General features: G+C 73.0%; 17 protein-coding genes. 11 read left to right on the forward strand and 6 right to left on the reverse strand.

The genetic code is table 11. From position 1 onward, the window contains the following. Window positions 1–18 precede the first annotated feature (18 nt). Window positions 19–1,263, forward strand: coding sequence for a TrmH family RNA methyltransferase (locus ACGFWI_RS33105; RefSeq protein WP_393909741.1), 1,245 nt, complete (start codon window positions 19–21; stop codon window positions 1,261–1,263). Here ACGFWI_RS33105 and ACGFWI_RS33110 read toward each other — a convergent pair. The 3 genes from ACGFWI_RS33110 to ACGFWI_RS33120 are packed head-to-tail and all read right to left on the reverse strand — an operon-like array spanning window position 1,260 to window position 3,519. Then, window positions 1,260–2,123, reverse strand: coding sequence for a biotin-dependent carboxyltransferase family protein (locus ACGFWI_RS33110; RefSeq protein ID WP_393909742.1), 864 nt, complete (start codon window positions 2,121–2,123; stop codon window positions 1,260–1,262). The two genes, ACGFWI_RS33105 and ACGFWI_RS33110, sit on opposite strands and share 4 nt — an antisense overlap. Next, window positions 2,120–2,743 carry a 5-oxoprolinase subunit PxpB gene (pxpB, locus tag ACGFWI_RS33115; RefSeq protein WP_393909743.1) on the reverse strand — a complete coding sequence of 208 codons (624 nt, stop codon included), beginning with the start codon at window positions 2,741–2,743 and terminating at the stop codon, window positions 2,120–2,122. The genes ACGFWI_RS33110 and pxpB overlap by 4 nt, the downstream gene beginning before the upstream one ends. Further along, entirely contained in the window at window positions 2,740–3,519 is a 780-nt protein-coding gene (locus ACGFWI_RS33120; protein WP_393909744.1) for a LamB/YcsF family protein, read from the reverse strand. The genes pxpB and ACGFWI_RS33120 overlap by 4 nt, the downstream gene beginning before the upstream one ends. Before the next feature lie 392 nt (window positions 3,520–3,911). On the opposite strand from ACGFWI_RS33120, the gene ACGFWI_RS33125 reads away from it, so the two are divergent. From ACGFWI_RS33125 to ACGFWI_RS33155, 7 genes are all read left to right on the forward strand, one after another. Next, window positions 3,912–4,655, forward strand: coding sequence for a GntR family transcriptional regulator (locus ACGFWI_RS33125; RefSeq protein WP_393909745.1), 744 nt, complete (start codon window positions 3,912–3,914; stop codon window positions 4,653–4,655). Window positions 4,656–4,827: 172 nt separating this feature from the next. Beyond that, entirely contained in the window at window positions 4,828–5,538 is a 711-nt protein-coding gene (locus ACGFWI_RS33130; protein WP_393909746.1) for a DUF969 domain-containing protein, read from the forward strand. Beyond that, window positions 5,535–6,503, forward strand: a complete 969-nt coding sequence (locus ACGFWI_RS33135) for a DUF979 domain-containing protein (RefSeq protein WP_393909747.1) — start codon at window positions 5,535–5,537, stop codon at window positions 6,501–6,503. The genes ACGFWI_RS33130 and ACGFWI_RS33135 overlap by 4 nt, the downstream gene beginning before the upstream one ends. 96 nt (window positions 6,504–6,599) lie before the next feature. Further along, window positions 6,600–7,244 (forward strand): pyroglutamyl-peptidase I, encoded by a 645-nt coding sequence (gene pcp, locus ACGFWI_RS33140; RefSeq protein WP_393909748.1) that lies wholly within the window; start codon window positions 6,600–6,602, stop codon window positions 7,242–7,244. 181 nt (window positions 7,245–7,425) lie between these two features. Next, window positions 7,426–8,949, forward strand: coding sequence for a hypothetical protein (locus tag ACGFWI_RS33145; RefSeq protein ID WP_393909749.1), 1,524 nt, complete (start codon window positions 7,426–7,428; stop codon window positions 8,947–8,949). Window positions 8,950–9,088: 139 nt separating this feature from the next. After that, entirely contained in the window at window positions 9,089–10,090 is a 1,002-nt protein-coding gene (locus ACGFWI_RS33150) for a hypothetical protein (RefSeq protein ID WP_393909750.1), read from the forward strand. A gap of 324 nt (window positions 10,091–10,414) precedes the next feature. After that, window positions 10,415–15,097, forward strand: coding sequence for a hypothetical protein (locus ACGFWI_RS33155; RefSeq protein WP_393909751.1), 4,683 nt, complete (start codon window positions 10,415–10,417; stop codon window positions 15,095–15,097). A gap of 52 nt (window positions 15,098–15,149) precedes the next feature. Here ACGFWI_RS33155 and ACGFWI_RS33160 read toward each other — a convergent pair whose 3' ends face one another. Both ACGFWI_RS33160 and ACGFWI_RS33165 read right to left on the reverse strand, forming a co-directional pair. Further along, window positions 15,150–16,235 (reverse strand): S-(hydroxymethyl)mycothiol dehydrogenase, encoded by a 1,086-nt coding sequence (locus ACGFWI_RS33160; protein ID WP_393909752.1) that lies wholly within the window; start codon window positions 16,233–16,235, stop codon window positions 15,150–15,152. A 229-nt stretch (window positions 16,236–16,464) separates the two neighbouring features. Next, window positions 16,465–17,271, reverse strand: coding sequence for an IclR family transcriptional regulator (locus ACGFWI_RS33165; RefSeq protein ID WP_393909753.1), 807 nt, complete (start codon window positions 17,269–17,271; stop codon window positions 16,465–16,467). 161 nt (window positions 17,272–17,432) lie between these two features. Here ACGFWI_RS33165 and ACGFWI_RS33170 point away from each other — a divergent pair, with 161 nt between their 5' ends. Continuing rightward, window positions 17,433–17,762, forward strand: a complete 330-nt coding sequence (locus ACGFWI_RS33170; RefSeq protein ID WP_393909754.1) for a bifunctional 3-phenylpropionate/cinnamic acid dioxygenase ferredoxin subunit — start codon at window positions 17,433–17,435, stop codon at window positions 17,760–17,762. Window positions 17,763–17,905: 143 nt separating this feature from the next. Here the strand turns inward: ACGFWI_RS33170 and ACGFWI_RS33175 are convergent, their stop codons facing one another. Continuing rightward, window positions 17,906–18,289: a hypothetical protein gene (locus ACGFWI_RS33175; RefSeq protein WP_393909755.1), complete on the reverse strand. Its 384-nt coding sequence runs from the start codon at window positions 18,287–18,289 to the stop codon at window positions 17,906–17,908. A gap of 374 nt (window positions 18,290–18,663) precedes the next feature. On the opposite strand from ACGFWI_RS33175, the gene ACGFWI_RS33180 reads away from it, so the two are divergent. Beyond that, window positions 18,664–21,564, forward strand: a complete 2,901-nt coding sequence (locus ACGFWI_RS33180) for a nitrate- and nitrite sensing domain-containing protein (RefSeq protein WP_393909756.1) — start codon at window positions 18,664–18,666, stop codon at window positions 21,562–21,564. Beyond that, on the forward strand, window positions 21,561–22,001 hold the full coding sequence (locus ACGFWI_RS33185; protein WP_393909757.1) for a roadblock/LC7 domain-containing protein: 441 nt from the start codon (window positions 21,561–21,563) through the stop codon (window positions 21,999–22,001). Before ACGFWI_RS33180 ends, ACGFWI_RS33185 begins: the two co-directional genes overlap by 4 nt. Window positions 22,002–22,057 lie beyond the last annotated feature (56 nt).

The raw sequence follows: 22,057 nt of genomic DNA on the forward strand, positions 1-22,057 counted from the left end.
TCGATAGTCTGGTCGGCCATGGAGCTCATCGATTCGATCAAGGACGTGCGGATTGCCGCCGCCCGGACGTTGGCCACCCGCTCCGGACGGATCGCCGCCGGACGCTGCCTGATCGAAGGTCCGGGCTTGATCCGGCAGCTCCTGGCCGCCGGGACCGCTCCGGAATACGTACTCCGCTCGGCGGGTGCGGACGATCCCGCGCTGCATGCGGAACTGACCGCTGCGGAGGTGCGCGTGCACGCCGTACGGGACGGGCTGCTGCGCAAGGTCACCGGTGGTGGGAAGCCCGTCGACTGGCTGGCGGTGGCTGCGCTGCCGGCCGAAACCCCGGTGGCGGACGCTTACGGCGACTTCGCCGTGGTGTGCGAGCAGGTCGCCGACCCCGGAAATCTCGGGACGATCGTGCGGACCGCACGCGCGCTCGGCGTGCGGGACATCGTGCTCACCGATGAGACGACGGATCTGTCCTCCCGGCGGGTCCTGGACGCGGCACGAGGTGCCGTACTCGGCTGCCGCGTCCGCCGATTCGCCGATCCGGGCGGCGCGTTGGCGTCCTTGCGGGAGTCCGGCTTCCAGATTGTGGTGACCAGCCCCCGGGGAACGCATCTCCAGTCGATGGCCCCACTGCGCGGTCGCAAGGTGGCGCTGGTCGTCGGGAACGAGACGGACGGCGTCAGTGCGGCCACGCTGGCCGCGGCCGATCTGGTGGTACAGATCCCGATGGCCGGTGCGGTGGAATCACTCAACGTCGGGGTGGCCGCCGGCATCAGCATCTACGAACTACGAATGAAGGCGATCCTGGCCATGCTGACCGACCGGATCCGCGACACCCTCGGCCGCAACCTCACCGCGGCCGCTCACCTGGTGCGACAGGCATTCGATGCCCATCTGCGCCGGATCGGCGACCTGGACAGCTCCCAGGCGGTGCTGCTGATGGTGCTCGCCTGCGAGCGCAGCACCCCGCTGGAGCAGCTGCGCCGCGATGTCGGCGTCGGCACCGACGAGTTGCAGGCACTGCTGGCACCGCTGTGCGACCGCGGCTATGTGACGCAAGGCCAGGACGACGTCACGATCACGCGCGAGGGGGAGCAGGCCATCGCCGCGCTGTGGGCGGTACAGGAACGCGTCGAGGACGGCTTGTACGACGGCTTCACCCCCGCTGAACGCGATCAGCTGCGGGAGTTGCTGCACCGCGTCCAGAACAACGCGGTGCGCCTTGCGAGTTCCCCGGTTGGCCAGGGCGTCGCTGCGGACGCGCCCTAGCGCATCCGGAGGAACCGTACCGGTGTCCCCGGTACGGCCTGGGCCGCCGGCGCCAGGTAGCGCTCGGGGACGACACCGACGACCGGGTAGCCGCCGGTCGTGGGGTGGTCGTGGAGGAAGAGGACCGGCAGGCCGTCGGGCGGGACCTGGAGGGCGCCCAGGGGCATGCCCTCGCTGGGGAGTTCGCCGGTCCGGGCGCGTTCCAGGGGCGGGCCTTCGGTGCGCAGGCCGATGCGGTTGCTGGCCGGGGAGACGCGGAAGCGGCCGGTGGTGAGGGTGTGCAGACCGGCGTCGGTGAACCAGGCGTCGCGGGGGCCGGGCAGGAACGGCAGGAGGAGCTCCGTCACCGGGCCGCGGTGCGGGATGGCATCGGCGGTGGCCGGCGGGCCGTGCGGGTCGCCCAGCGGGAGGACCGTGCCCTCGGTGAGCGGGTCGGGGCCCAGGCCGGAGAGCAGATCGGCGGCGCGGCTGCCGAGGACCGGTTCGGTGTCGATGCCCCCGGCGAAGGCGAGGTGGGAGCGCAGTCCGTGGGTGGCCGGCCCCGCGTCCAGGACGGCGCCCGCCGGGACGCGGACCGGTGCGCCCCAGGGGACGGGGCGGCCGTCGACGGTCACCGGGCAGGGCGCGCCCGTGACGGCGACGGTGGTGGTGGTACGGACGCGCAGGGCGCAGCCCGTGAGGGTCGTCTCCAGGGTGGCGGCGGAACGATGGTTGCCGACCAGGCGGTTGGCGAGGCGGTGCGCGGGTTCGTCGAGGGCGCCTGCCCGCGGCACACCGAGGTGGGCATGGCCGGGCCTGCCGAGGTCCTGGACGGTGGTGAGCGCACCGGCCCGGACGACCGAGAAGGCGCGGTCGGTCATCGGGTGGTCTCCTGCGGGACGAAACGGACACGGGTGCCGGGTGTGAGCAGCGCGGCGGGTTCGCGGCGCGGGTCCCACAGGACGGTGTCGGTGGTGCCGATCAACTGCCAGCCGCCGGGGGAGGAGCGCGGGTAGACGCCGGTGTACGGGCCGGCGAGGGCGACCGAGCCGACCGGGACCTTGGTACGGGGAGTGTCCCGGCGCGGTACGTGCAGCGGCTCGGGCAGTCCGGTCAGGTAGCCGAAGCCGGGGGCGAAGCCGCAGAAGGCGACATGGAACTCCGTGGTGGAGTGCCGCCGCACCACCTCGTCGGGGGTGCAGTCCCACAGGGCGGCGACATCCGAGAGGTCGGGGCCGTCGTAGCGGACCGGGATCTCCACGGCGGGCCGGTCGCCGGTGGTGAGCGGGGGAATGTCCCAGGCGGCGAGCTCGGCGATCAGCCCGCGGGGGTCGGCGAGACCGTCCAGGAGCACCGTACGGGCGGCCGGCACGATCTCGCGCAGCGGCGGCAGGGCGCCGTCGGCGGCCCGGCGCAGCAGTTCGGCGTGCAGCGCCTCGACCTCCTCGGCGCTGTCCAGCTCGATGAGCAGGCCGTGTTCACCGACGGGCAGCGGCCTCATGCAAAACTCCGCAGATGTACGCCGGCCGCGGCCAGCTCGGACCGTACGCGCCGGGCGAGGTCCGCGGCGCCGGGGGTGTCGCCGTGCAGGCACAGCGAGCGGGCCGTGATGCCGATGCGCCGGCCGTCGCGGGAGGTGACGGTGTGGTCGCGGGCCATGCCGAGGGCCCGCTTGACGACCGCGTCGGCGTCGTGGATCACCGCGTCCGGTTCACGGCGGGGGACGAGGGTGCCCTCGTCGGTATAGGCGCGGTCGGCGAAGGCCTCACCGACGACGGGCAGTCCGGCCCGCCGGGCGGCCTCGTGCAGCCGCGAGCCGGGCAGGCCGAGGACCGGCAGTCCGCCGCCCGCGGCGAGGATGCCGTCGATGACGGCACCGGCCTGTTCCCCGTCATGGACACAGCGGTTGTAGAGCGCGCCATGGGGTTTGACATAGCCGACCCGGGCGCCGGCGGCGCGCGCGAAGATCTCCAGCGCACCGATCTGGTAGGTGATCTCGGCGGACAGTTCGTCCGGCGGTACCTCCATCGTGCGGCGGCCGAAACCGGCGAGGTCGCGGTAGGAGACCTGGGCGCCGATGACCACGCCGCGCTCGGCGGCCAGTTCGCACACCCGGCGCATCGTGGCCGGGTCGCCGGCGTGGAAGCCGCAGGCGACATTGGCGCTGGTGACGACGGAGAGCAGGGCCTCGTCGTCGGTGAGCTGCCAGCGGCCGAAGCCTTCCCCGAGGTCGGCGTTGAGGTCGATGACGGGAGGGGGCGCCGCGCCGCCGGTCATGCCGGAACCTCGCTCCGCTCGGCCCCGCATGCGCGCGGCGGGCACCTTTCCACGGTGGGCTGCTCGCTGCGCTCGCTCATGTGTGTCCGTTCCAGAGGTGCTCGGTGCCGGGCGGGCGTGAGGCGCAGGCGCGGCGGCCCGTTCGCGGGCAGGGGCGGGCGGGGGCGTTCCGGGCCGGCCGGCCCGTATCCGTAGTGACTCGCCCCCGAGGGCAACTAGAGCCGACCGGCATGGAGGACAACGTAGGGGATCGTTGAACGATCCGACAAGAGGTGCACTGCATCCGAGAGGGGATGCGTTGTTTTGTTCCCTCATCTGGGATTGACTCTCGCTCACACGACACCGGGACGGCCTCGATCGCCGCCCGGTACGGCGCGAGAGCGGGGAGCGGTATGGCGGGCGGAGCGGCGAAGAACGATCAGTGGCGGCTCACCGAGGTCGCGGATCTGGAGGGAGACCGCGCCCTGCTGGGGCGCTCCAGCACGGCCGAGCGGGTCGCCGACATCCTGCGCGACCGGATCACCGAGGGCTACTTCCCGCCCGGCGCCCGGCTCTCGGAGGAGAGCATCGGCGGCGCGCTGGGCGTCTCGCGCAACACGCTGCGGGAGGCGTTCCGGCTGCTGACGCACGAGCGGCTGCTGGTGCACGAACTCAACCGCGGGGTGTTCGTCCGGATGGTGACGGTCGAGGACCTGGAGGACATCTACCGGGTGCGCATGCTCGTCGAGTGTGCGGCGGTACGGGGCCTGGGGCAGGGGCCCTACGACACCGGTGCGACCGACGCCATCGCGGCGATCGAGGCCGCTGTGCAGGCCGGCGAGGCCGCCTCCGGGGGCCGGGAGTGGCAGGCGCTCGCCACCGCCAATATTCGTTTTCACCAGGGAGTCGTGGCCCTGGCGGGCAGCCCGCGCACGGATGAGCTGATGCGGGGTGTGCTCGCCGAACTCCGGCTGGTCTTCCATGTCATGGCCGACCCCCGGCGCTTCCATGCGCCCTATTTGACACGTAATCGACAGATTGTCGAGGCGCTGCAGGCGGGTGATGCCGCCGAGGCCGAGCGGCTGTTGCTGTCATACCTGGAGGACTCGCGCAGTCAGCTGTCGGGGGCGTACGCGCAGCGCATCGCGGAGGGGTGAGATCCGCGGCGGGGGTCGCCGCGAGGTCCGCCACGAGCGGTGCCGTGGGGGCAGCTTGAGATCCGTCCCCGCAGACCCCTTGTCGGATCGTTGAACAATCGCCTAGCCTCCGCTGCAATCTCTTCATCTCCTCGCGGACCCGAGTGGGTCCCCGTACGCGGAAGGCGGATCCATGATCGTGCTCCTCGGCGTGCTCGTGGTCGTGATCGGCTTCGCCACGAAACGCAACCCCTTGCTGGTCGTGGGGGTGGCCGGTATGGCGACCGGCCTCCTCGGAGGGCTGTCGCCGGGCAAGGTGCTCGCGGCGTTCGGTGACGGCTTCGCCGGCAGCCGGGCGGTGACGATCTTCGCGATCACGCTTCCGGTCATCGGCCTCCTGGAGCGCTACGGCCTCCAGGAGCAGGCCCGTCGCCTCATCGCCCGGTTCGCCCGGCTCACCACGGGACGCTTCCTGGCGCTCTACCTCGGTCTGCGGCAGATCGGTGCCGCGGTCGGGCTGACCAATGTCTTCGGCCACGCCCAGACGGTCCGCCCGCTCGCCGTCCCGATGGCCGAGGGAGCTGCCGAGCGCAAATACGGCGAACTCCCGGACCGGACACGGGAGAAGGTCAGGTCGTTCGCCGCCAGCGCGGACAACATCGGCCTCTTCTTCGGCGAGGACGTCTTTCTCGCCGTCGGCTCGATCCTGCTGATCACCGGCTTCGTCAACACCACCTACGGGACCCACCTCGAACCCCTGCAGCTCGCGCTGTGGGCGATCCCCACCGCGCTGTGCGCCTTCGTGGTCCACGGCTGGCGACTGCTGCGCCTGGACCGCCAGTTGGAACGCGAGCTGCTCACCGCCAACGTCCACAACACCGCCGCAGCGGAGGCCGCCCAGTGATCAAGGCAGAGTGGTTCTACTGGCTGGTCGGCCTCAGCTTCCTGGTGATGGCCTCCCAGATGGTCACCGACCGCAGCAACCCCAAGCGCTTCGGCACCGGCGCCTTCTGGGGCCTGATCGGCGCCGGCTTCATCTACAGCAGCTGGGTCGTCACCAAGCAGGCGCCGGCCGAACCGCTGGGCGTCGCGGTGCTCGTCATGGCCTGCCTGGCCGGCTTCGGCTTCACCGGACGCGGCACCCCGCGCACCACCACCCCGGAGCAGCGCGCCGCCAGCGCAGCCAAGCTCGGCAACAAGCTGTTCATCCCGGCGCTCACCATCCCGGCCGTCGCCATGGCGTGCGCCATCGGCGTCAAGCACCTGTCCTTCGGGGGCGAGCCGGTCCTCCAGGAGGGCAGCGAGACCATTCTGGGCCTGGGGATCGGGGCCGTCGTCGCCCTCGTCGTCGGCATGATCATGCTCCGCGAGAAGCGGGTCTCCGTGCCCGTGCAGTCCGGCCGCTCCATGCTGGAGGCGATGGGCTGGGCGATGCTGCTGCCGCAGATGCTGGCCACGTTGGGCGCCATCTTCCAGGTCTCCGGCGTCGGCGCCCAGGTCGGCAAGCTCGCCACCTCCGTACTGCCCGAGGACTCGCTCTACATCGCGGTCGTCGTCTACTGCGTGGGCATGTTCGCGTTCACCATGATCATGGGCAACGCCTTCGCCGCCTTCCCTGTGATGACCGCCGCCGTCGGCTGGCCGGTCCTGATAGGCCACTTCGACGGCAACCCCGCCGCCGTCCTGGCCATCGGCATGCTCGCCGGATTCTGCGGCACCCTCGTGACGCCCATGGCCGCCAACTTCAACATCGTTCCGGCGGCCCTGCTGGAACTGAAGGACCAGTACGGGCCCATCAAGGCGCAGCTGCCCACCGCGGGGGTACTGCTCGGCTGCAACATCCTGATCATGGCGCTGTTCGCCTTCTGAACCGGCTCCGGGCGCCGTGCCGCACTCCGCGGCACGGTGCCCCCGACCACTGCTCGCTGCCTCCGACGCCGGACGCACCGCACCGAGGATGACCGTATGACCCGGGTACTGCTGACCGGATTTGCACCCTTCGACGGCGAATCCACCAACCCCTCCTGGCAGGCGGTACGCGCCGCCGCGGACGAACCGCCCGCCGGCATCGAGGCCTTCGCCGTCGAGCTGCCCTGCGTCTACGGAGCGTCGGTGGCGGTGCTGCGTGCCGCGATCGAGGAGACCCGCCCCGAGATAGTGGTGTGCGTCGGCCAGGCGGGCGGCCGCCCCGACATCACCGTCGAACGCATCGCCATCAACGTCGACGACGCCCGTATCCCCGACGTCTCGGGCGCCGAACCGGTCGACGAGGCGATCGTGCCCGGCGGCCCCGCAGCGTACTTCTCCACCCTGCCGGTCAAGGCATGTGTGGCGGCCGTCCGCGCCGCCGGGCTGCCCGCCTCCGTCTCCAACACCGCGGGCACCTTCGTCTGCAACCACGTCTTCTACGGCCTCGCCCACCTCATCGCCACCGAACTGCCCGGCGTGCGCGGCGGGTTCGTCCATGTGCCCTACGCGCCGGAGCAGGTCGTCGACCGCGCCCAGCCGTCGCTGCCTGCCGACGCGGTGGCCCGGGCCCTGCGGGAGATCGCGGTCACCGCCGCGCACACCCGCACCGACCTCCGCGTCGCCGGAGGGGCCACCCATTGAGCGGCGGCACCGGACCGGCGCCGGGGGCCACCGCACCAGGCGGCCGCTCGCCGCGGGCCACGCCGTAGACTGACGCGCCGGCCCGGCGAGTGGTCCGTCAACGGATCCACCAGCGGTTCCACCCATGAGCGGATCCGCGCCGTTTCGTCCGTTGTCAGTGCGAGCGCCTACTCTGTGCGACGTGACTTTTCCCGCCCCGGGGGCCGCTGCGCCCCAGCTCAACGGCCCGAACCGGCCCGCGCCGGGCCCGGCCGCCGACGAAGGCCTGGCCCGTCGGCTGCGCGCCCTGGCGTGCACCGCGCCGCTGCACGACCTCGACGTGCGCAAGGCCAACCTCGCGGGCGAGTACGGGGTCTACGCCATGGCGGAGGTGGCGCTGGCCATCATCGATCTCGTCACCCTCAACATGGACTTCGACACCGGCGCCGACCACGAGGAGATAGTGGCGAAGGTGCTCCCGCGGGTCGCCGCCCAGGCTTCCCGCCGTCCCACGGGTGAGCACGAGCGGGTGGCCCGCTGGGTGCTGGAGAACCTGATCAACGTCGGCAGCGTGGACCGTGGCTTCCGGGCCGTCTACGGCACCTTCAACACCGACGGCCGGTATGTCCGCCGCGACTACGACTTCAAGCTCATCGAGGAGGTCCCGGGCGCCGGCGGCAGCGTCTTCCTGCGGGCCACCGACGAAGCGGTCAACGTCCTGGTCGGCGCGCTCGACACGGACGTCACCAGCGCGCAGATCGCCGCCGAGGTCAAGCTGGAGGTGCTGATCAACCGTGGCCGGCTGGCCGACGCCCAGCTCGCCGCCGAGCAGGCCCGCTACCGCACCGTGCAGTACGCCGAGACGCTGCGCAGAACCCTGGACGCCACCCGCCGCAACGTCCGCGCCGTGGACTGGCTGGAGACCGTCCCGGACATGATCAACGAGGCGCTGGACCACGTCGCGGACCGCTACCGCCACGAGAACGCCATCCTGACGAACATCCGCAAGGCCCGTGACGAGACCGAGGAGCCCGAACACAAGCGCCGCGCCGCCGAGCTCGTCGACATCGTCAAGGACTGCATCCGCCGCCACACCCAGCTCCAGTCCCGCCTGCTGGAGGCCGGACCGCTTTTCCGCGCCGAGCAGGACCGCCAGGCCTTCGCCACCCCCGCCGCCCGCTCCGGGCTCGACCTGTACGGCCAGCTCGTCGCCCCCCTGCTGCCGCTCCCCGCCGAGCGGGCCATCCGCGTCACCGACGCCTTCTTCGCCCATGGCACGGGCCTGCGCACGCCCTCGGCCGTCCGGATCGGCGATCTCGTCGAGGTGCTGCTCACCCCGCCCGTGGAGCGCGAGCACCTCGGTGCCGAGATGCCCGAGCCCGATCTGGTGACGACGCCCGACGACAGCCGCTTCAGCGAGGCTCAGCTCGACGCCGCGATGGCACTGCTCGATCTGCCCGCCGACGCCCCCCGCAGGCTCTCCGGACTGCTCGCCGAGGCGCGCCGCGGCGATCCCGAACTCCCCTACCTCGTTGCCCTGTTGGCGGTACACGCCGCCAGCCCGCCGGTCGGCACGGCGTACCGCCAGGGTGAGCAGCAGCTCCTGTTCGCCGTCGACGACGGCACCGAGCTGACCGACCCCGAGTTCGGCGGCGCCGACCTCATCGTCGGCACCGCCCTGCTGGACTCCGCCGGAATGGCCGCGGACCGCTCGGAGGTGGCGTGATGGTGTCCCGCACCCAGGGCGGCCGGCCGGCGAACGGCATGGCGCGCCCGGTCCGGCAGGGCCCCGGCGCGCCGGGCGGCCGCCCGCAGCCGTGCCGGCCAGAGATTTCCGAGACCGTCCCCCGCAAGGAGCTAGTTCCGTGACCCAGTACGACGAGGCGCCGGACCCGGCGTCCGGGCCCGGTGAACCGGGCCGGGTCGCGCCCACCGCCGACGCCGAGCCGGCCGCGGCGGGGCCCGCCCCCGAGTTCTCGGCAGCTCCCACACCCCCGGCTTCGTTCGAGCGGGGGGACCCCCATGAGCAGGGGAGGCCCCCCTCCCTCACCCCGGCCGATACCGCCGACGCCGCACGGCTGGTCTCCTTCGGCCTCCAGCCCAAGCTGCTGCCCGCCCGCGACGCCGAATACGGCGAACTGCTGCGCCGCTATCGCGACGAGCCCACCTTCGCCCGGCTCGCCGACGCCGTCGCCACCGGACTCGGGCTGGTCGTCCTGGAGGTCTCCACCCGCGCCGGGATGGCCGTCACCGCCGACGAGGACTCCGTCTTCGCCGTACGGATGGGTGACTATGCGCGTCGGGCCTCCGCCGACTCCGCCGACCGCTTCCTGCACGGCCTGGCCCATCTCGCCGTCGCCGCACTGGCCTTCCCGCGCCCCGAAGACCTCGCCGACGACGGCTATATCGGCCGGATCACCGTCAACGGCGTCGACGCCTTCGTCCGGCAGGCCTGCCGCCGCCTGGAGGAGCGCGCCGAGCAGGAGGGCGAGAACACCGACCCGGCCACCGACGCCCCCGGCCTGGAATCCGCCTGGCGCGTCTACGCGCGGCGCAGCGCGACCGGCGCCACCAAGGACGCCCGCCGGCTGGCCGGTTCGACCACCGGCATCATCGCCAAGGCCGTCACCTTCCTCGTCGACTCCGGCTTCCTTCAGCGCACCGGTGACGACTCCGGCGGCGCCTACCGCACCACCGCCCGCTATCAGCTCCAGGTCCGCGACATGGCCGGCAGCGCCGCCATGACCGAGCTGCTGGAGCTGGGCATCGTCCCCGTCGCCGACGGCAGTGCCGCGCTGCTGCCGGGCGAGGACACCGACGACCTCGACCTGGTCTCCGACGCCGGACTGCCCTTCCACTCCGGATGACGGGCCGGCCCTTCGACCACTGACGTTCCGGCCGACCGGCCGACCGGCCACCGATAGTGCCGACCGACGACGACCGACTGCTCCGACCGACGACGACCTGCCGCTCCGCTCCGACCGACGACCACCGCCCGCTCCGCCCCGGCCGACCGGCCACCGCCCGCCCCGACCGACGACCACCTGCCGCTCCGCTCCGGCCGACCTTCCCACCGCCCCGGCTCCCCCCACCCACGAACCCACCCCCGCCCCCTCCCCCCGAAGGGGGAGGAGGGGGAGGGGGCGGGAGAGCAGCACCGCCCCTTCCCGACACGACAACGAGAGTCCGCCATGTACGAGCTGTCCCGGGTCCGCCTCTACTCCATCGGGCCCGCCGGTGCGCGCTATGCCGACACCGTGCTGGACCTGCGCGGAGTCGGTGCGCCCGTGCCCCAACCGGCCCCGGCCCAGGCGGACTTCTTCGAGGACGAACCGGTCGGCCCGCCGCGCCGCCCGGCGCCGGCGGGTGTGCTCTTCCTGGAGAACGGCGGCGGCAAGTCCGTCCTGCTCAAGCTGATCTTCTCGGTGATGCTGCCCGGCCACCGCAACACCCTCGGCGGCGCCAGCTCCGGCGTCCTGCGCAAGTTCCTGCTCGCCGACGACTGCGGCCATGTCGCCCTGGAGTGGCAGCACGTCCTCACCGGCGAGAGCGTGGTCGTCGGCAAGGTCAGCGAGTGGCGCGGCCGGCAGGTCTCCAACGACCCCCGGAAGTTCGCCGAGGCCTGGTACAGCTTCCGGCCCGGCCCCGGTATGAGCCTGGACTCCCTCCCCGTCGCCGAGGCCACCGTCGTCCGTCCCCGCCAGGAGAGCGGCGAGGGCAGCTCCGGAGCCCAGGGCCGCCGGCGCACGATGAAGGGCTTCCGCGACGTCCTCACCGAGGCCGGCAAGCACTACCCCAACCTCGACGTCGTCTGGGAAGAGATCCACGAACGCTGGAACGAACACCTCGGCGCGCTCGGTCTGGACCCCGAGCTCTTCCGCTACCAGCGGGAGATGAACGCGGACGAGGGTGAGGCGGCCGGCCTGTTCGCGGTCAAGAACGACTCGGACTTCACCGACCTGCTGCTGCGCGCCGTCACGGACACCCGTGACACCGACGGCCTCGCCGACCTGGTGCACGGCTTCGCCCACAAGCTCGGCCGGCGCGCCGAGCTCACCGCCGAGCGGGACTTCACGGCCGGCTCCCTCGACCTGCTCTCCCGTATCGCCGACGCCGCCGAGCAGCGCGAGCGCGCCCGCGAGGTGCATGCGGGCGCCGAGCGCCGCACCCGCGGCCTCGCCCAGCGGCTCCACGCCCGCGGCACCGAAGAGCGCGGCCGCGCCGCCGAGCTGGCCGAACAGGTCGCCGCCGCGGCCCATCGCGTCACCGACGCCGAGCGCGTCCGCGAGCGCCGTTCCCTGGTCTCCGCCGAACTCGCCTACCGGCACGCCTCGCTGGCGCTGGCCGCCGCGGAGAAGGGCGCCGCCGCCCAGCGCCGCGAGCTGAACGACGCCCGTACGCTGCACAGCGCCTGGCAGGCGGCCGAGACCGCGCTGCGGCACCGCGCCGCCGCCGACCGCGCCGCGCGGGTCGCCGTCGCCATCCGCGAGGCCGAGCGGGACGCCGCCCCCGCGCTCGCCGCCCGGGCCACCGCCGCCGCCGACCTCGTACGCGCCCTGCATGCCGCGGCCGAGGCCGGTGAGCAGGTCGCCAACGAGGAGGAGGAACGCTCCGCCGCCCTCCAGGAGGCCGGTGAGTCCGCGCACCGCGACGCCACCACGTCCGCCACCCACGCGCAGCGCGCCCGCAGTGAAGCCGACCACCTCAAGCAGCGGCTGGCCGAAGTTGCCGAGGAGACCGCCGAAGCCGTCCGGGCCGGCTGGCTGGACGACAGCGCCCCCGACGCCGACCCGGCCCGTGCCGCGCTCGCCGCTTCGGACGCCGAGAAGACCGCCGTTGAGGCCTGGGACTCGGCCCGTGAGGCCGCCCGGCAGGCCACCGACCAAGCCCGGGAGGCCACCGCCCGGCACGCCGCCGCCGAGCTGGCGGCGGCCCGCGCCGAGGACGCCGCGCAGGCCGCCGGGCGCGCCTACGACGCCGAGCGACGGGCCGCCGAGTCCATCGGCGCCGAGCAGCGGCTCGCCGACCTCCTGGGACTCCCGCAGGCCGAGGCCAAGCCGCTCGGCGTGCCCGGCCCCCGTACGGCCACGCCCGGCACGGACCGGGCCGCCCCGCGCCGTCCCGGCGGCCCGCTCACCGCCGAGGAACTCGACCGCAACGCCGACGAGCTGCACGAGCTGCTGGAGGAGGGCGTCGCCGCCGCCGAACGGCAGCTGTTCGACCTGCGCACGGCCGCCGCCGACGACGCCCGGATCCTCGGCGCGCTGGGCGACGGCGGACTGCTGCCCCCGGGCCCCGATGTGCTGGCCGCCGTGGAGTATCTCGGCGAGCACGGCGTGCCCGCGCTGCCGGGCTGGCGCTATCTCGCCCAGTCCGTCGACCCCGCCGACCACACCCGGGTGCTCGCCGCCCGCCCCGAGCTCGTCGACGGCGTGATCATCACGGACCCGGACACCCATGCGCGGGCCCGCGAGGTACTCGCCCAGGCCGCGTTGCTGCCGCGTTCGGCCGTCGCGGTCGGTACCGCGGCCGCGCTGCTCGCGCCCACACCCGCCTCTGACGAGCGGGACTCCGGCGTCTTCCTCGTCCCGCCGAACCCGGCGATGCACGACGAGTCCGCCGCTGACGAGGAGCGCCAGGCGCTGCGGGCGCGCGCCATAGAGCGCGACGAGGAGATCCGGGGGCTGGCCGCCCGGCTCGCCGGGGACCGTGCGCTGGCCGCCCGGCTCGGATCGTGGCGTGCGGGCTGCCCGGCCGGCCGCCTCGGTGAACTGGCCGCCGCCGCGGACGAGACCCGTACGGCAGCGGAGGAGGCCGCCGCCGAGCTGGCCGGGGCCCGTACCGCCCGCGCCGAGACCGATGAGGTCGCGGCCGAGGCCACCGGGGTGCGGGACGAGCGCCAGGAGGCCGCCCAGCGCGCCCGGCGCGCCGCCGACCTGCTGGCGGGGCTCGCCCACCGGCTGCGGGAGCGTGCCTCCTGGCAGTCCCGGATGCGTGAACTCGCCGATGAGGCGGCCGAGTTCGAGGCCCGCGCCGAGGAGTGCGTGGACCGCGCGCGGGCCGCCGACGAGGACCGCAGGGCCACCCAGCGGGCCGCCGACGACGCCCGGCGCACCGCCCGCGCACTGCGCGCCGAGCGTGCCGAGATCGCCGGCGTACCGGACGACGTGGGGGAGGCCCCCGAGGGCGCGAGCGCCTCGCTGCCGGCGCTGCGCGAGGCCTACCGCGCGGCCTCCCAGCTCTACGAGAAGGTCGGCGTCGGCGCCGATCTGCGCGCCGAACAAGCCCGCGCCGAGGGGGACGAGAGCGCCGCCCTGGCCGAGCTGAACCGCCTCACCAACAAGGTCCGCACCCGCGCGGAGACGCTGCTGGAGAGCCCGGACGCCGCCGACGGCCCCTCCCGGCAGGCCGCCGCGGCCCGCGCCGAATCGTTGGTGCAGATGCTGGAGACCCGCGCCTCGGCCGCCAGTGAACAGCTCGGCAGGCTGCGCGGTGAGGCCGAGCGGCTGGCCCCCACCGACGGTGAGACACACACCGAGCTGCCGGACGAGCTGGTGCCTAAGGACGCCGATCGCGCCAAGGAGCTGCTGCGCACCGCCTCGGGTGAACTGGCCACCGCCGCCGAGGCGCTGGAGGCCGCCCGCGATCGGCACGAGGAGCTGCTGCGCGGCCACCGCGCCGCCGAGGACGCCGCGGGCGGCTTCGACGAGACCGCCGCCCTGCTGCGTGATCTGCTCCGTGACCACCAGGACGCCGACGACCCGGCGGACGGGCGGACCGAGCCGTACGCCGGCCGGCTGGACGAGGCCCGGCAGGCCGCCGCCGAGTCCCGCCGCTCGCTGCGTGGCTGTGCCGCCGACCTCTCCACCGCCGAGTCCGCGGTGCGCGAGGCGAGCGACATCCTCGTACGGCACGCCAACTCCACCCGCTACGAGCAGGTGCGCACCCCCGCCCGCCAGCAGATCCGCGAGCTGCCCGCCGCGGCCCTGCCGGACCATGCCGCCAAGTGGGCGGAGGCCTTCGCACCCCGGCTGCGGGTGCTCAGCGACGAGTTGGAGCAGCTGGAGCGCAACCGCGACTCCATCGTCGACCGGCTGCGCGGGCTGGTCGAGTCGTCGCTGACGACACTGCGCTCCGCCCAGCGGCTGTCCCGGCTGCCCGAGGGGCTGGGGGAGTGGTCCGGGCAGGAGTTCCTGCGGATCCGCTTCGAGGACCCCGACCAGGCCACGCTCGCCGAGCGGCTCGGTGAGGTGATCGACGAGGCGACCCGTGCGGCCGTCAAGAAGAACAGCGATCTGCGGCGGGACGGGATGTCCCTGCTGCTGCGCGGGGTCGGCGCGGCGCTGCAGCCGCGCGGGGTGGCCGTGGAGATCCTCAAGCCGGACGCGGTGCTGCGCGCCGAGCGGGTGCCGGTCGGGCAGATGGGCGATGTCTTCTCCGGTGGCCAGCTGCTGACCGCGGCCATCGCGCTGTACTGCACGATGGCGGCGCTGCGCAGCAACGACCGGGGCCGGGACAAGCAGCGGCACGCCGGCACGCTGTTCCTGGACAACCCCATCGGCCGCGCCAACGCGACCTATCTGCTGGAGCTCCAGCGCGCCGTCGCCGACGCGCTGGGCGTCCAGCTGCTGTACACCACCGGTCTCTTCGACACCACGGCGCTCGCCGAGTTCCCGCTGGTCATCCGGCTGCGCAATGACGCGGACCTGCGGGCCGGGCTGAAGTACATCAGCGTCGAGGAGCATCTGCGGCCGGGCCTGCCGCAGCCGGACCCTTCCGGTGAGGCGGTGCACGGTCAGATCACGGCGACGCGGATGTACCGCCGCCCGGAGGATCCGGTCCCCGGGGAGCAGGCGGACGAAGCCGCCGGATGATCAGGGCGCCGAGGCCTGCGGGCGGAGTCGGGCGGAGCCGGGAAGCACCGCGCTAGACCACCACCACCGACCGCAGGACCTCCCCGCGCTGCATCTTCGCGAAGGCCGCTTCGAGGTCGTCGAGGGCGATCGTCTCGCTGATGAACCGCTCCAGGTCGAGCTTGCCGCTCAGGAACAGATCGATCAGCACCGGGAAGTCGCGGCTGGGCAGACAGTCGCCGTACCAGGACGATTTGAGTGCGCCGCCGCGTGAGAAGAGGTCGATGAGCGGCAGCTCGATCCGCATGTCCGGGTCGGGCACACCGACCTGGACGAGCGTGCCGGCCAGATCGCGCATATAGAACGCCTGCCGGTAGGTCTCCGGTCGGCCCACCGCATCGATCACCACATCGACGCCGTGCCCACCGGTGAGCGCGCGGACCGCCTCGACGGGGTCCGTACCACGGGAGTTGACGGTGTCGGTGGCGCCGAACCGCTCGGCGGCGTCCAGCTTGCCGTCGTCGAGGTCGACGGCGATCACGCGTCGTGCGCCGGCCCGCGAGGCGCCCGCGATCGCGGCGTTGCCGACGCCGCCGCAGCCGATGACGGCGACGGTGTCCCCGCTGCCCACCCCTCCGGTGTGCACGGCCGCGCCGTACCCGGCCATCACCCCGCAGCCGATCAGGCCCGCGGCCTCCGGGCGTGCCGAGGGATCGACCTTCACCGCCTGCCCGGCGGCGACCAGGGTCTTCTCGGCGAAAGCGCCGATGCCCAGCGCCGCGGTCAGTTCCGTACCGTCCTGCAGGGTCATCGGCTGGGCGGCGTTGCGGGAGGCGAAGCAGTACCAGGGGCGGGCGCGACGGCAGGCACGGCACTGTCCGCAGGGCGCCCGCCAGGCCAGCACCACGTAGTCACCGGGCGCCAGGTCCGTGACACCGGGGCCGACGGCCTCGATGACCCCCGCCGCCTCATGGCCGAGCAGATAGGGGAAGTCGTCGCCGATCGCGCCGTCGCGATAGTGCAGATCGGTGTGGCACACCCCGCAGGCCTGCACGGTCACGAGCACTTCGCCCGGACCGGGATCGGGTACGAGGATCGGCAGCACCTCGACGGGGGCGCCCTTCTTGAGGGCGACGACGGCGCGGGCTTCGTGCGGCATGTCTCACTCCTAAAACAGCGCCTGCGGGGCGGCAGGGCGGGTAGCACGCGTGAGGTGGCACGGATGCCTGTGAGGGGTTGGAGTGGTGCGCGGTGCGAGGAGCGGGGACAGCGGTGGAGGACGCTCCACCTCTGTCTCCCTGTTGCCTATAGTGCGCTGGGTTGCGCTATAGGAGACATGCTGGAAGTCGGGTCAGGGATCCGTCAAGGGGGATTTTTCGCTACCCGGCTCAACCCGCGTACCCCATCAGGCGGGAGAGCTCCGCGGCCGCCTTCGCGGACCGCTCCGCGAGCTCCGGCAGCAGATGACGCTCCATCCGGTACGCGGGGCCCGAGACGCCGATCGCGCCGATCACCGCGCCGTCGTGCGCCCGGACCGGTGCCGCCACCGCGTTGAGCCCGATCTCCAACTCCTCGTTGGTGCAGGCGAATCCGTCCGCGAGCACGGCGGTGAGCTGCTCGCGCAGACCGGCCGCCGTGGTCAGGGTGGTCTCGGTGAACCGCGGCAGCTTGCGGGTCGCCAGGGTCTCCCGGCGCTTCGGCGGCAGATGCGCCAGCAGCACCTTGCCGCTGGCGGTGGCGTGCAGCGGGGTGCGGCGGCCCAGCCAGTTGTACGCGGTGACCGCGGCGGAGCCCCTGGCCTGCATGATGTTGACCGCCGCATCACCGTCCAGCACCGCGATGTTGGCGGTCTCCCCGGTGTCCTCGGCGAGCGCGCGGCACACCGGCTGGCCCTCCTGCGAGATGTCCAGCCGGATCGCGGCGGCGCCGGCCAGCCGCAGCACCCCGGCGCCGAGGTAGTACTTCCCGCGGTCCCTCTCCTGCTCCACCAGCCCGCGGTTCTCCAGCACCCCGAGGATCCGGAACGCGGTCGATTTGTGGACGCCCAGTTCCTCGGAGAGCTCGGTCACCCCGGCCTCGCCCAGCCTGGCCAGGATCTCCAGCACGCTCACCGCCCGGTCCACGGACTGGACGGATCCCGCCCCGCCGCGCCGTTCCTCGGACCGGTCGTCTGCCGTATCGCTCGTGTTCGACATGGGTCTTTGTGTCACCACCCGGTGGCCCCCGTGGGGCACGTCTGAGGGCATCTGCCGGGAAGCCCTTGACGGCCCGCTTCCCGGCTTGGATTCTGTTGCGCATCGCGCTCTGCGATGCGTTATTCAGAACACATGATACCGATCAGCGAGAGGGGGGCCAGATGATTCCCATCTGCCGCATCGAGGACCTGCCCGAGGGCGAGTCCGTACGGATCGAGATCGACGACGTCACACCGGCCATCGCGGTCTTCCATGCCGAGGGCGGCTACTACGCCATCGACGACACCTGCAGTCATCAGGACGCCTCGCTCTCCGACGGTTGGGTCGAGGGCTGCTTCGTCGAATGCCCGCTGCATGCGGCCCTGTTCGACCTGCGCACCGGGGCTCCGACCTGCCTGCCGGCCCGCCGGCCGGTGCGCACGCACGAGGTCAGTGTCCTGGACGGCATGATTCATGTCCGGCCCGCCGTACGGGAAGAGGCGGTGGCGTAAATACCCGGTCACGGCGAGCGCGCCGTGACCGTCCGAAGCCGAGCGCGGTTCCTCGGTTCCCCCGGAGCCCGGACGGTCCGCGGGGTCCCGGAAGGCCAGGAGTCCTCCGGGGAACCGCCCAGCCCGCCAGCCCGCCAGGTCGTTCAGGCGGCCGCCCGGTCGATCCTCGACGGGCCCTCCCGCGATTCCCTGCGCTGCTGCCGGCGCGCCCGGCGACGCTCGCGGCGCAGTTCCCGGGCCGTACTGCTCGGCTGCGACTGCACCCCGTTGCGCTGCACCCACACCTGACGGGTCACCCAGACATCCAGCACCGCCCAGGTGGCGACCACGGTGCTGGCGACGGTGCTGAGCACGGCGGGGAACGCGAGCCAGGAGCCCGCCAGGGTGCTCAGGAATGCCACCATGGCCTGAACCAGGGTGAGTGCCACGATGATGACGGCGCGCACCGCGGCGGTACGCACCGGATCCGCCATCCGGCGCCGGACCGCCGGCTCCTCCTGCCACAACGGCTCTCTGCCGGTGTCCATGAACGCGTCACACTCCCCGTACTCTCCCCGCGTGTCCGACTCCTCGGTGACTGCCCGGATTTCGCCGGGTACATGCCCCTGGCGTCGCACCCCGTCCTTCCTCATGGTCATGCACCGGGGCCGCGCAGAGTTACCCGGGGTAGAGCAAAACCGGCCAACCCTCCGGCAGGCTGCCGGATGCTGAGGAGGCGGGTCCGGCTCCTCGGTGCGGGCGGGTTGTCCGGGAATCGGTGGACAACTCATGATGATCCCGCCCCGGTTGCTTCCCCGACGTCAGGAGAGGCCTTCGGCTAGGTCACCCGACAGTAGTAGGCTCGCGCCGTTTGTTGACGGAACACCACCCCCCGTGCGCCGGGGTTGACGTAGGGGAGGCCATGCGCTTTCGCGGTAAGTCGGTCCGCCGGAAGATCGTGGCGTTGCTGCTCGTACCGCTGGTGTCCCTGATGTCCATGTGGGCGTTCATGACCTATATCACCGGGCGTGAGGCGAACCAGCTGCTGGACGTCGGCAACATCGTGAAGAATCTGGGCTACCCGGTCGAGGACGTCATCCAGGCCCTCCAGCGGGAGCGCCGGCAGAGCCTGCTGTACCTCGCCGACCGGCGCGGGGCCAATGCGCTCGACCAGCTCCACCGGCAGACCCGGGCCACCGATGAGGCAGTCACCCGGCTGCGCGCCGACATCGACATGCGTGACATCCGCGACGACCTGAGCGCCGGCAACGCCGACCGGATGCACGGCGTCCTCAAGGGCCTGGGCGGACTGGGCTCGCTGCGGGCCCAGATCGAGGACAACACCGTCTCCCGCGACGAGGCCATGGAGAGCTACAACTCCCTGGTCGACCCCAGCTATGACTTCCTCGCCGCGCTCCACGCCCTGGAGAACGTCGAGATGGACAAGCAGGCCCGGGCGCTGGTCAATGTCACCCGGGCCCGGGAGGCGGTCTCCCGCGAGGACGCCCTGATGTCCGCGGTGCTGGTCTCCGGCAGCATGAGCAAGCGCGACCTGCGCGCGCTGTCCGACCGGGTCGCCGAACGCCGGGTCCTCTACAGCACCGGCCTGCCCGCCCTGCCCGCCAAGGACCGTGGTCTCTACGAGGACTACTGGCGCTCCGCGAAGGCCCGCGAGCTGACCTCGTACGAGGACCGGGTGATCGCCGCCGGCGCCCAGGACGGGCCGCACACGGTCAACGCCGAGCGCTGGAACACCGCGGCACGCAAGGTGCTCGGCGACCTTCAGCGGATGGGCAAGGACGCCGGGGACCGCTACCAGGAGCGCGTCGCCCCCGTCGCCATGAACGTCTTGCTCAAGGCTGCCGTCGCCGGCGTCCTCGGCTTCGCCGCGCTGCTGGTCTCGCTGATCGTCTCGTTCCGCATCGGCCGCCGGCATGTCCGGGACCTGATCCGGCTCCGCAAGGCCGCCCATGACGTCTCCGGGGTACGGCTGCCGAGCGTGATGCGCCGGCTGGCGGCCGGCGAACAGGTCGATGTGGAGACCGAGGCACCCCGGCTCGCCTTCGGCCCGGACGAAACCGGCCAGGTCGGCCAGGCACTTCACACCCTCCAGCGGGCCGCGATCGAGGCTGCCGTCAAACAGGCCGAAATGCGCCGTGGCGTCTCCGAGGTGTTCGTCAACCTCGCCCGTCGCAGCCAGGTCCTGCTGCACCGCCAGCTGACCCTTCTGGACGCCATGGAACGGCGCACCGAGGACACCGACGAACTCGCCGACCTCTTCCGGATCGACCATCTGACCACCCGTATGCGACGGCATGCGGAGGGCCTGGTCATCCTCTCCGGCGCGGCACCCTCCCGGCAGTGGCGCAAGCCGATCCAGCTGATGGACGTGGTGCGCGCGGCGGTCGCCGAGGTCGAGGACTACGAGCGGATCGAGGTGCGCCGGCTGCCGCGGCTCGCGGTGGACGGCCCCGCGGTATCGGACCTCACACACCTGGTGGCCGAGCTCCTGGAGAACGCCACCGTCTTCTCGCCGCCGCACACCGCCGTACAGGTCCTGGGCGAGCGGGTCGCCAACGGCTACACCCTGGAGATCCACGACCGCGGTCTTGGCATGGCCCCCGATCTGCTGATGGAGGCCAACCTCCGGCTCGCCGAGACCCCCGAGTTCGAGCTGTCCGACACCGACCGGCTCGGTCTGTTCGTGGTCAGCCGGCTCGCCCAGCGGCAGAACGTACGGGTCTCCCTGCAGCCCTCGCCGTACGGCGGCACCACCGCCGTGGTCTTCGTCCCGGGGGCGCTCCTCACCGAGACCGCCGTCGGCGGCCGGGAGGACGACGACGCGGCGGACGGCCTGCCCGGCGGCCCCGTCGGCAATGAACTGGAGCATGCGGCGGGCAAGTTGGCCGCCCTCTCCCAGGCGCCGCCGCCCCAGCGGGAGCGGCGCGCCCCGGCCATTATCGACGGACCGGTCGAACTGGAGGCGCCGCTCGGCCCGAACGAGCTGGGCCCGGCCGATGACGAGGACAGCGTCTTCCGGAAGCGGGAGCGAGGCCGCAAGGGGCCCGCCGCCGCTCCCGACGCCCCGCGCGGCATCGCACCGGTGCCGCCCGTCCCCGACGGTGAGCAGCACCAGCAGGCCCGGGACCAGGCGCCCGGCGGGCCGGCACCGCTGCCGCGCCGCCCCCGCCCGCCGGTGCTGGTCTCCGATCACGGCCGGACGGTCGACGACAGCGACACGCACGGGAAGCGGGCCGCCGAGCGTCCCGGCCCCGGCCGTCCGCGCCCCGAGCGCTCCGGCTCCGGGGCTTCCTCTGCCGAGCGCTCCGGGGCCCGGCCGTCGTCGGCCGCCGCGCCGCAGGGCCCGGCCGCGGACGGAGCCCGGCCCACCGAGGACCGCGAGGCACCCGCGCCGACCACGGCCAAGGGGCTGCCCCGCCGGGTACGGCAGGCGAGCCTCGCGCCCCAGCTCAAGGCCGATCCCAACGGGCAGGCCGAGACACCGGAGCGGAGCGCACCGGCCGCGGACGACCGTGACGCGGAGGCGGTCCGCGCCCGGATGGCCTCGCTCCAGCGCGGCTGGCAGCGCGGGCGCCGCGACAACGGCGAGGACCGGCGCGGGACCGGAACAGCACCGGGCGAGGACCCGGCAACCGGCGAAACGGCTGCGGCCGGCAGCAGGGTCCGGGACACCACCATCCCGGACACCACCACAGGCCCGGACATCACAGACCCGGACGCCCGTGACACCGCCCCGCAGAACGGCAACGACACGGGCACCACAGCACCACCAGGAACCACATCGGGAGGGGACGGTCCATGACCGCACCGAAGGCAGCAGCTTCCACCGCATCGGTCTCGGAGAAGGGCTCCGGTGAGCTGAGCTGGCTCCTGGACGAGCTGGTCGAGCGGGTCGGCTCCATCCGCAAGGCACTGGTCCTCTCCAGTGACGGGCTGGCCACCGGCGCCTCGAAGGACCTGACCCGCGAGGACGGCGAGCATCTGGCCGCGGTCGCCTCCGGTTTCCACAGCCTGGCCAAGGGCGTCGGCCGGCACTTCGAAGCGGGCCACGTCCGGCAGACCATGGTCGAGCTGGACGAGGCGTTCCTGTTCGTCAGCGCGGCCGGCGACGGTAGCTGCCTGGCCGTACTGGCCGACGCGGACTCCGATGTCGGGCTGATCGCCTACGAGATGACGCTGCTGGTCAAGCGCGTGGGTACGCACCTGGGCACCGCGCCCCGGTCCGGCCTTTCCACCTGAGCGCGACGACGGTGACGCCATGAGCGAGCGCGGCGAGCGAAGAAGCGAGCGGTGCG

This window comes from Streptomyces sp. NPDC048434 (assembly GCF_043200375.1).
GTDB lineage: Bacteria > Actinomycetota > Actinomycetes > Streptomycetales > Streptomycetaceae > Streptomyces.

What these genes read in the sequence shown, in the direction of transcription:
- ACGFWI_RS33105 (WP_393909741.1), top strand. Translation starts at nt 19, where the DNA reads ATGGAGCTCATCGATTCGATCAAGGACGTGCGGATTGCCGCCGCCCGG.
- ACGFWI_RS33110 (WP_393909742.1), bottom strand. Translation starts at nt 2,123, where the DNA reads ATGACCGACCGCGCCTTCTCGGTCGTCCGGGCCGGTGCGCTCACCACC.
- pxpB (WP_393909743.1), bottom strand. Translation starts at nt 2,743, where the DNA reads ATGAGGCCGCTGCCCGTCGGTGAACACGGCCTGCTCATCGAGCTGGAC.
- ACGFWI_RS33120 (WP_393909744.1), bottom strand. Translation starts at nt 3,519, where the DNA reads ATGACCGGCGGCGCGGCGCCCCCTCCCGTCATCGACCTCAACGCCGAC.
- ACGFWI_RS33125 (WP_393909745.1), top strand. Translation starts at nt 3,912, where the DNA reads ATGGCGGGCGGAGCGGCGAAGAACGATCAGTGGCGGCTCACCGAGGTC.
- ACGFWI_RS33130 (WP_393909746.1), top strand. Translation starts at nt 4,828, where the DNA reads ATGATCGTGCTCCTCGGCGTGCTCGTGGTCGTGATCGGCTTCGCCACG.
- pcp (WP_393909748.1), top strand. Translation starts at nt 6,600, where the DNA reads ATGACCCGGGTACTGCTGACCGGATTTGCACCCTTCGACGGCGAATCC.
- ACGFWI_RS33155 (WP_393909751.1), top strand. Translation starts at nt 10,415, where the DNA reads ATGTACGAGCTGTCCCGGGTCCGCCTCTACTCCATCGGGCCCGCCGGT.
- ACGFWI_RS33160 (WP_393909752.1), bottom strand. Translation starts at nt 16,235, where the DNA reads ATGCCGCACGAAGCCCGCGCCGTCGTCGCCCTCAAGAAGGGCGCCCCC.
- ACGFWI_RS33165 (WP_393909753.1), bottom strand. Translation starts at nt 17,271, where the DNA reads ATGTCGAACACGAGCGATACGGCAGACGACCGGTCCGAGGAACGGCGC.
- ACGFWI_RS33170 (WP_393909754.1), top strand. Translation starts at nt 17,433, where the DNA reads ATGATTCCCATCTGCCGCATCGAGGACCTGCCCGAGGGCGAGTCCGTA.
- ACGFWI_RS33175 (WP_393909755.1), bottom strand. Translation starts at nt 18,289, where the DNA reads ATGGACACCGGCAGAGAGCCGTTGTGGCAGGAGGAGCCGGCGGTCCGG.
- ACGFWI_RS33180 (WP_393909756.1), top strand. Translation starts at nt 18,664, where the DNA reads ATGCGCTTTCGCGGTAAGTCGGTCCGCCGGAAGATCGTGGCGTTGCTG.
- ACGFWI_RS33185 (WP_393909757.1), top strand. Translation starts at nt 21,561, where the DNA reads ATGACCGCACCGAAGGCAGCAGCTTCCACCGCATCGGTCTCGGAGAAG.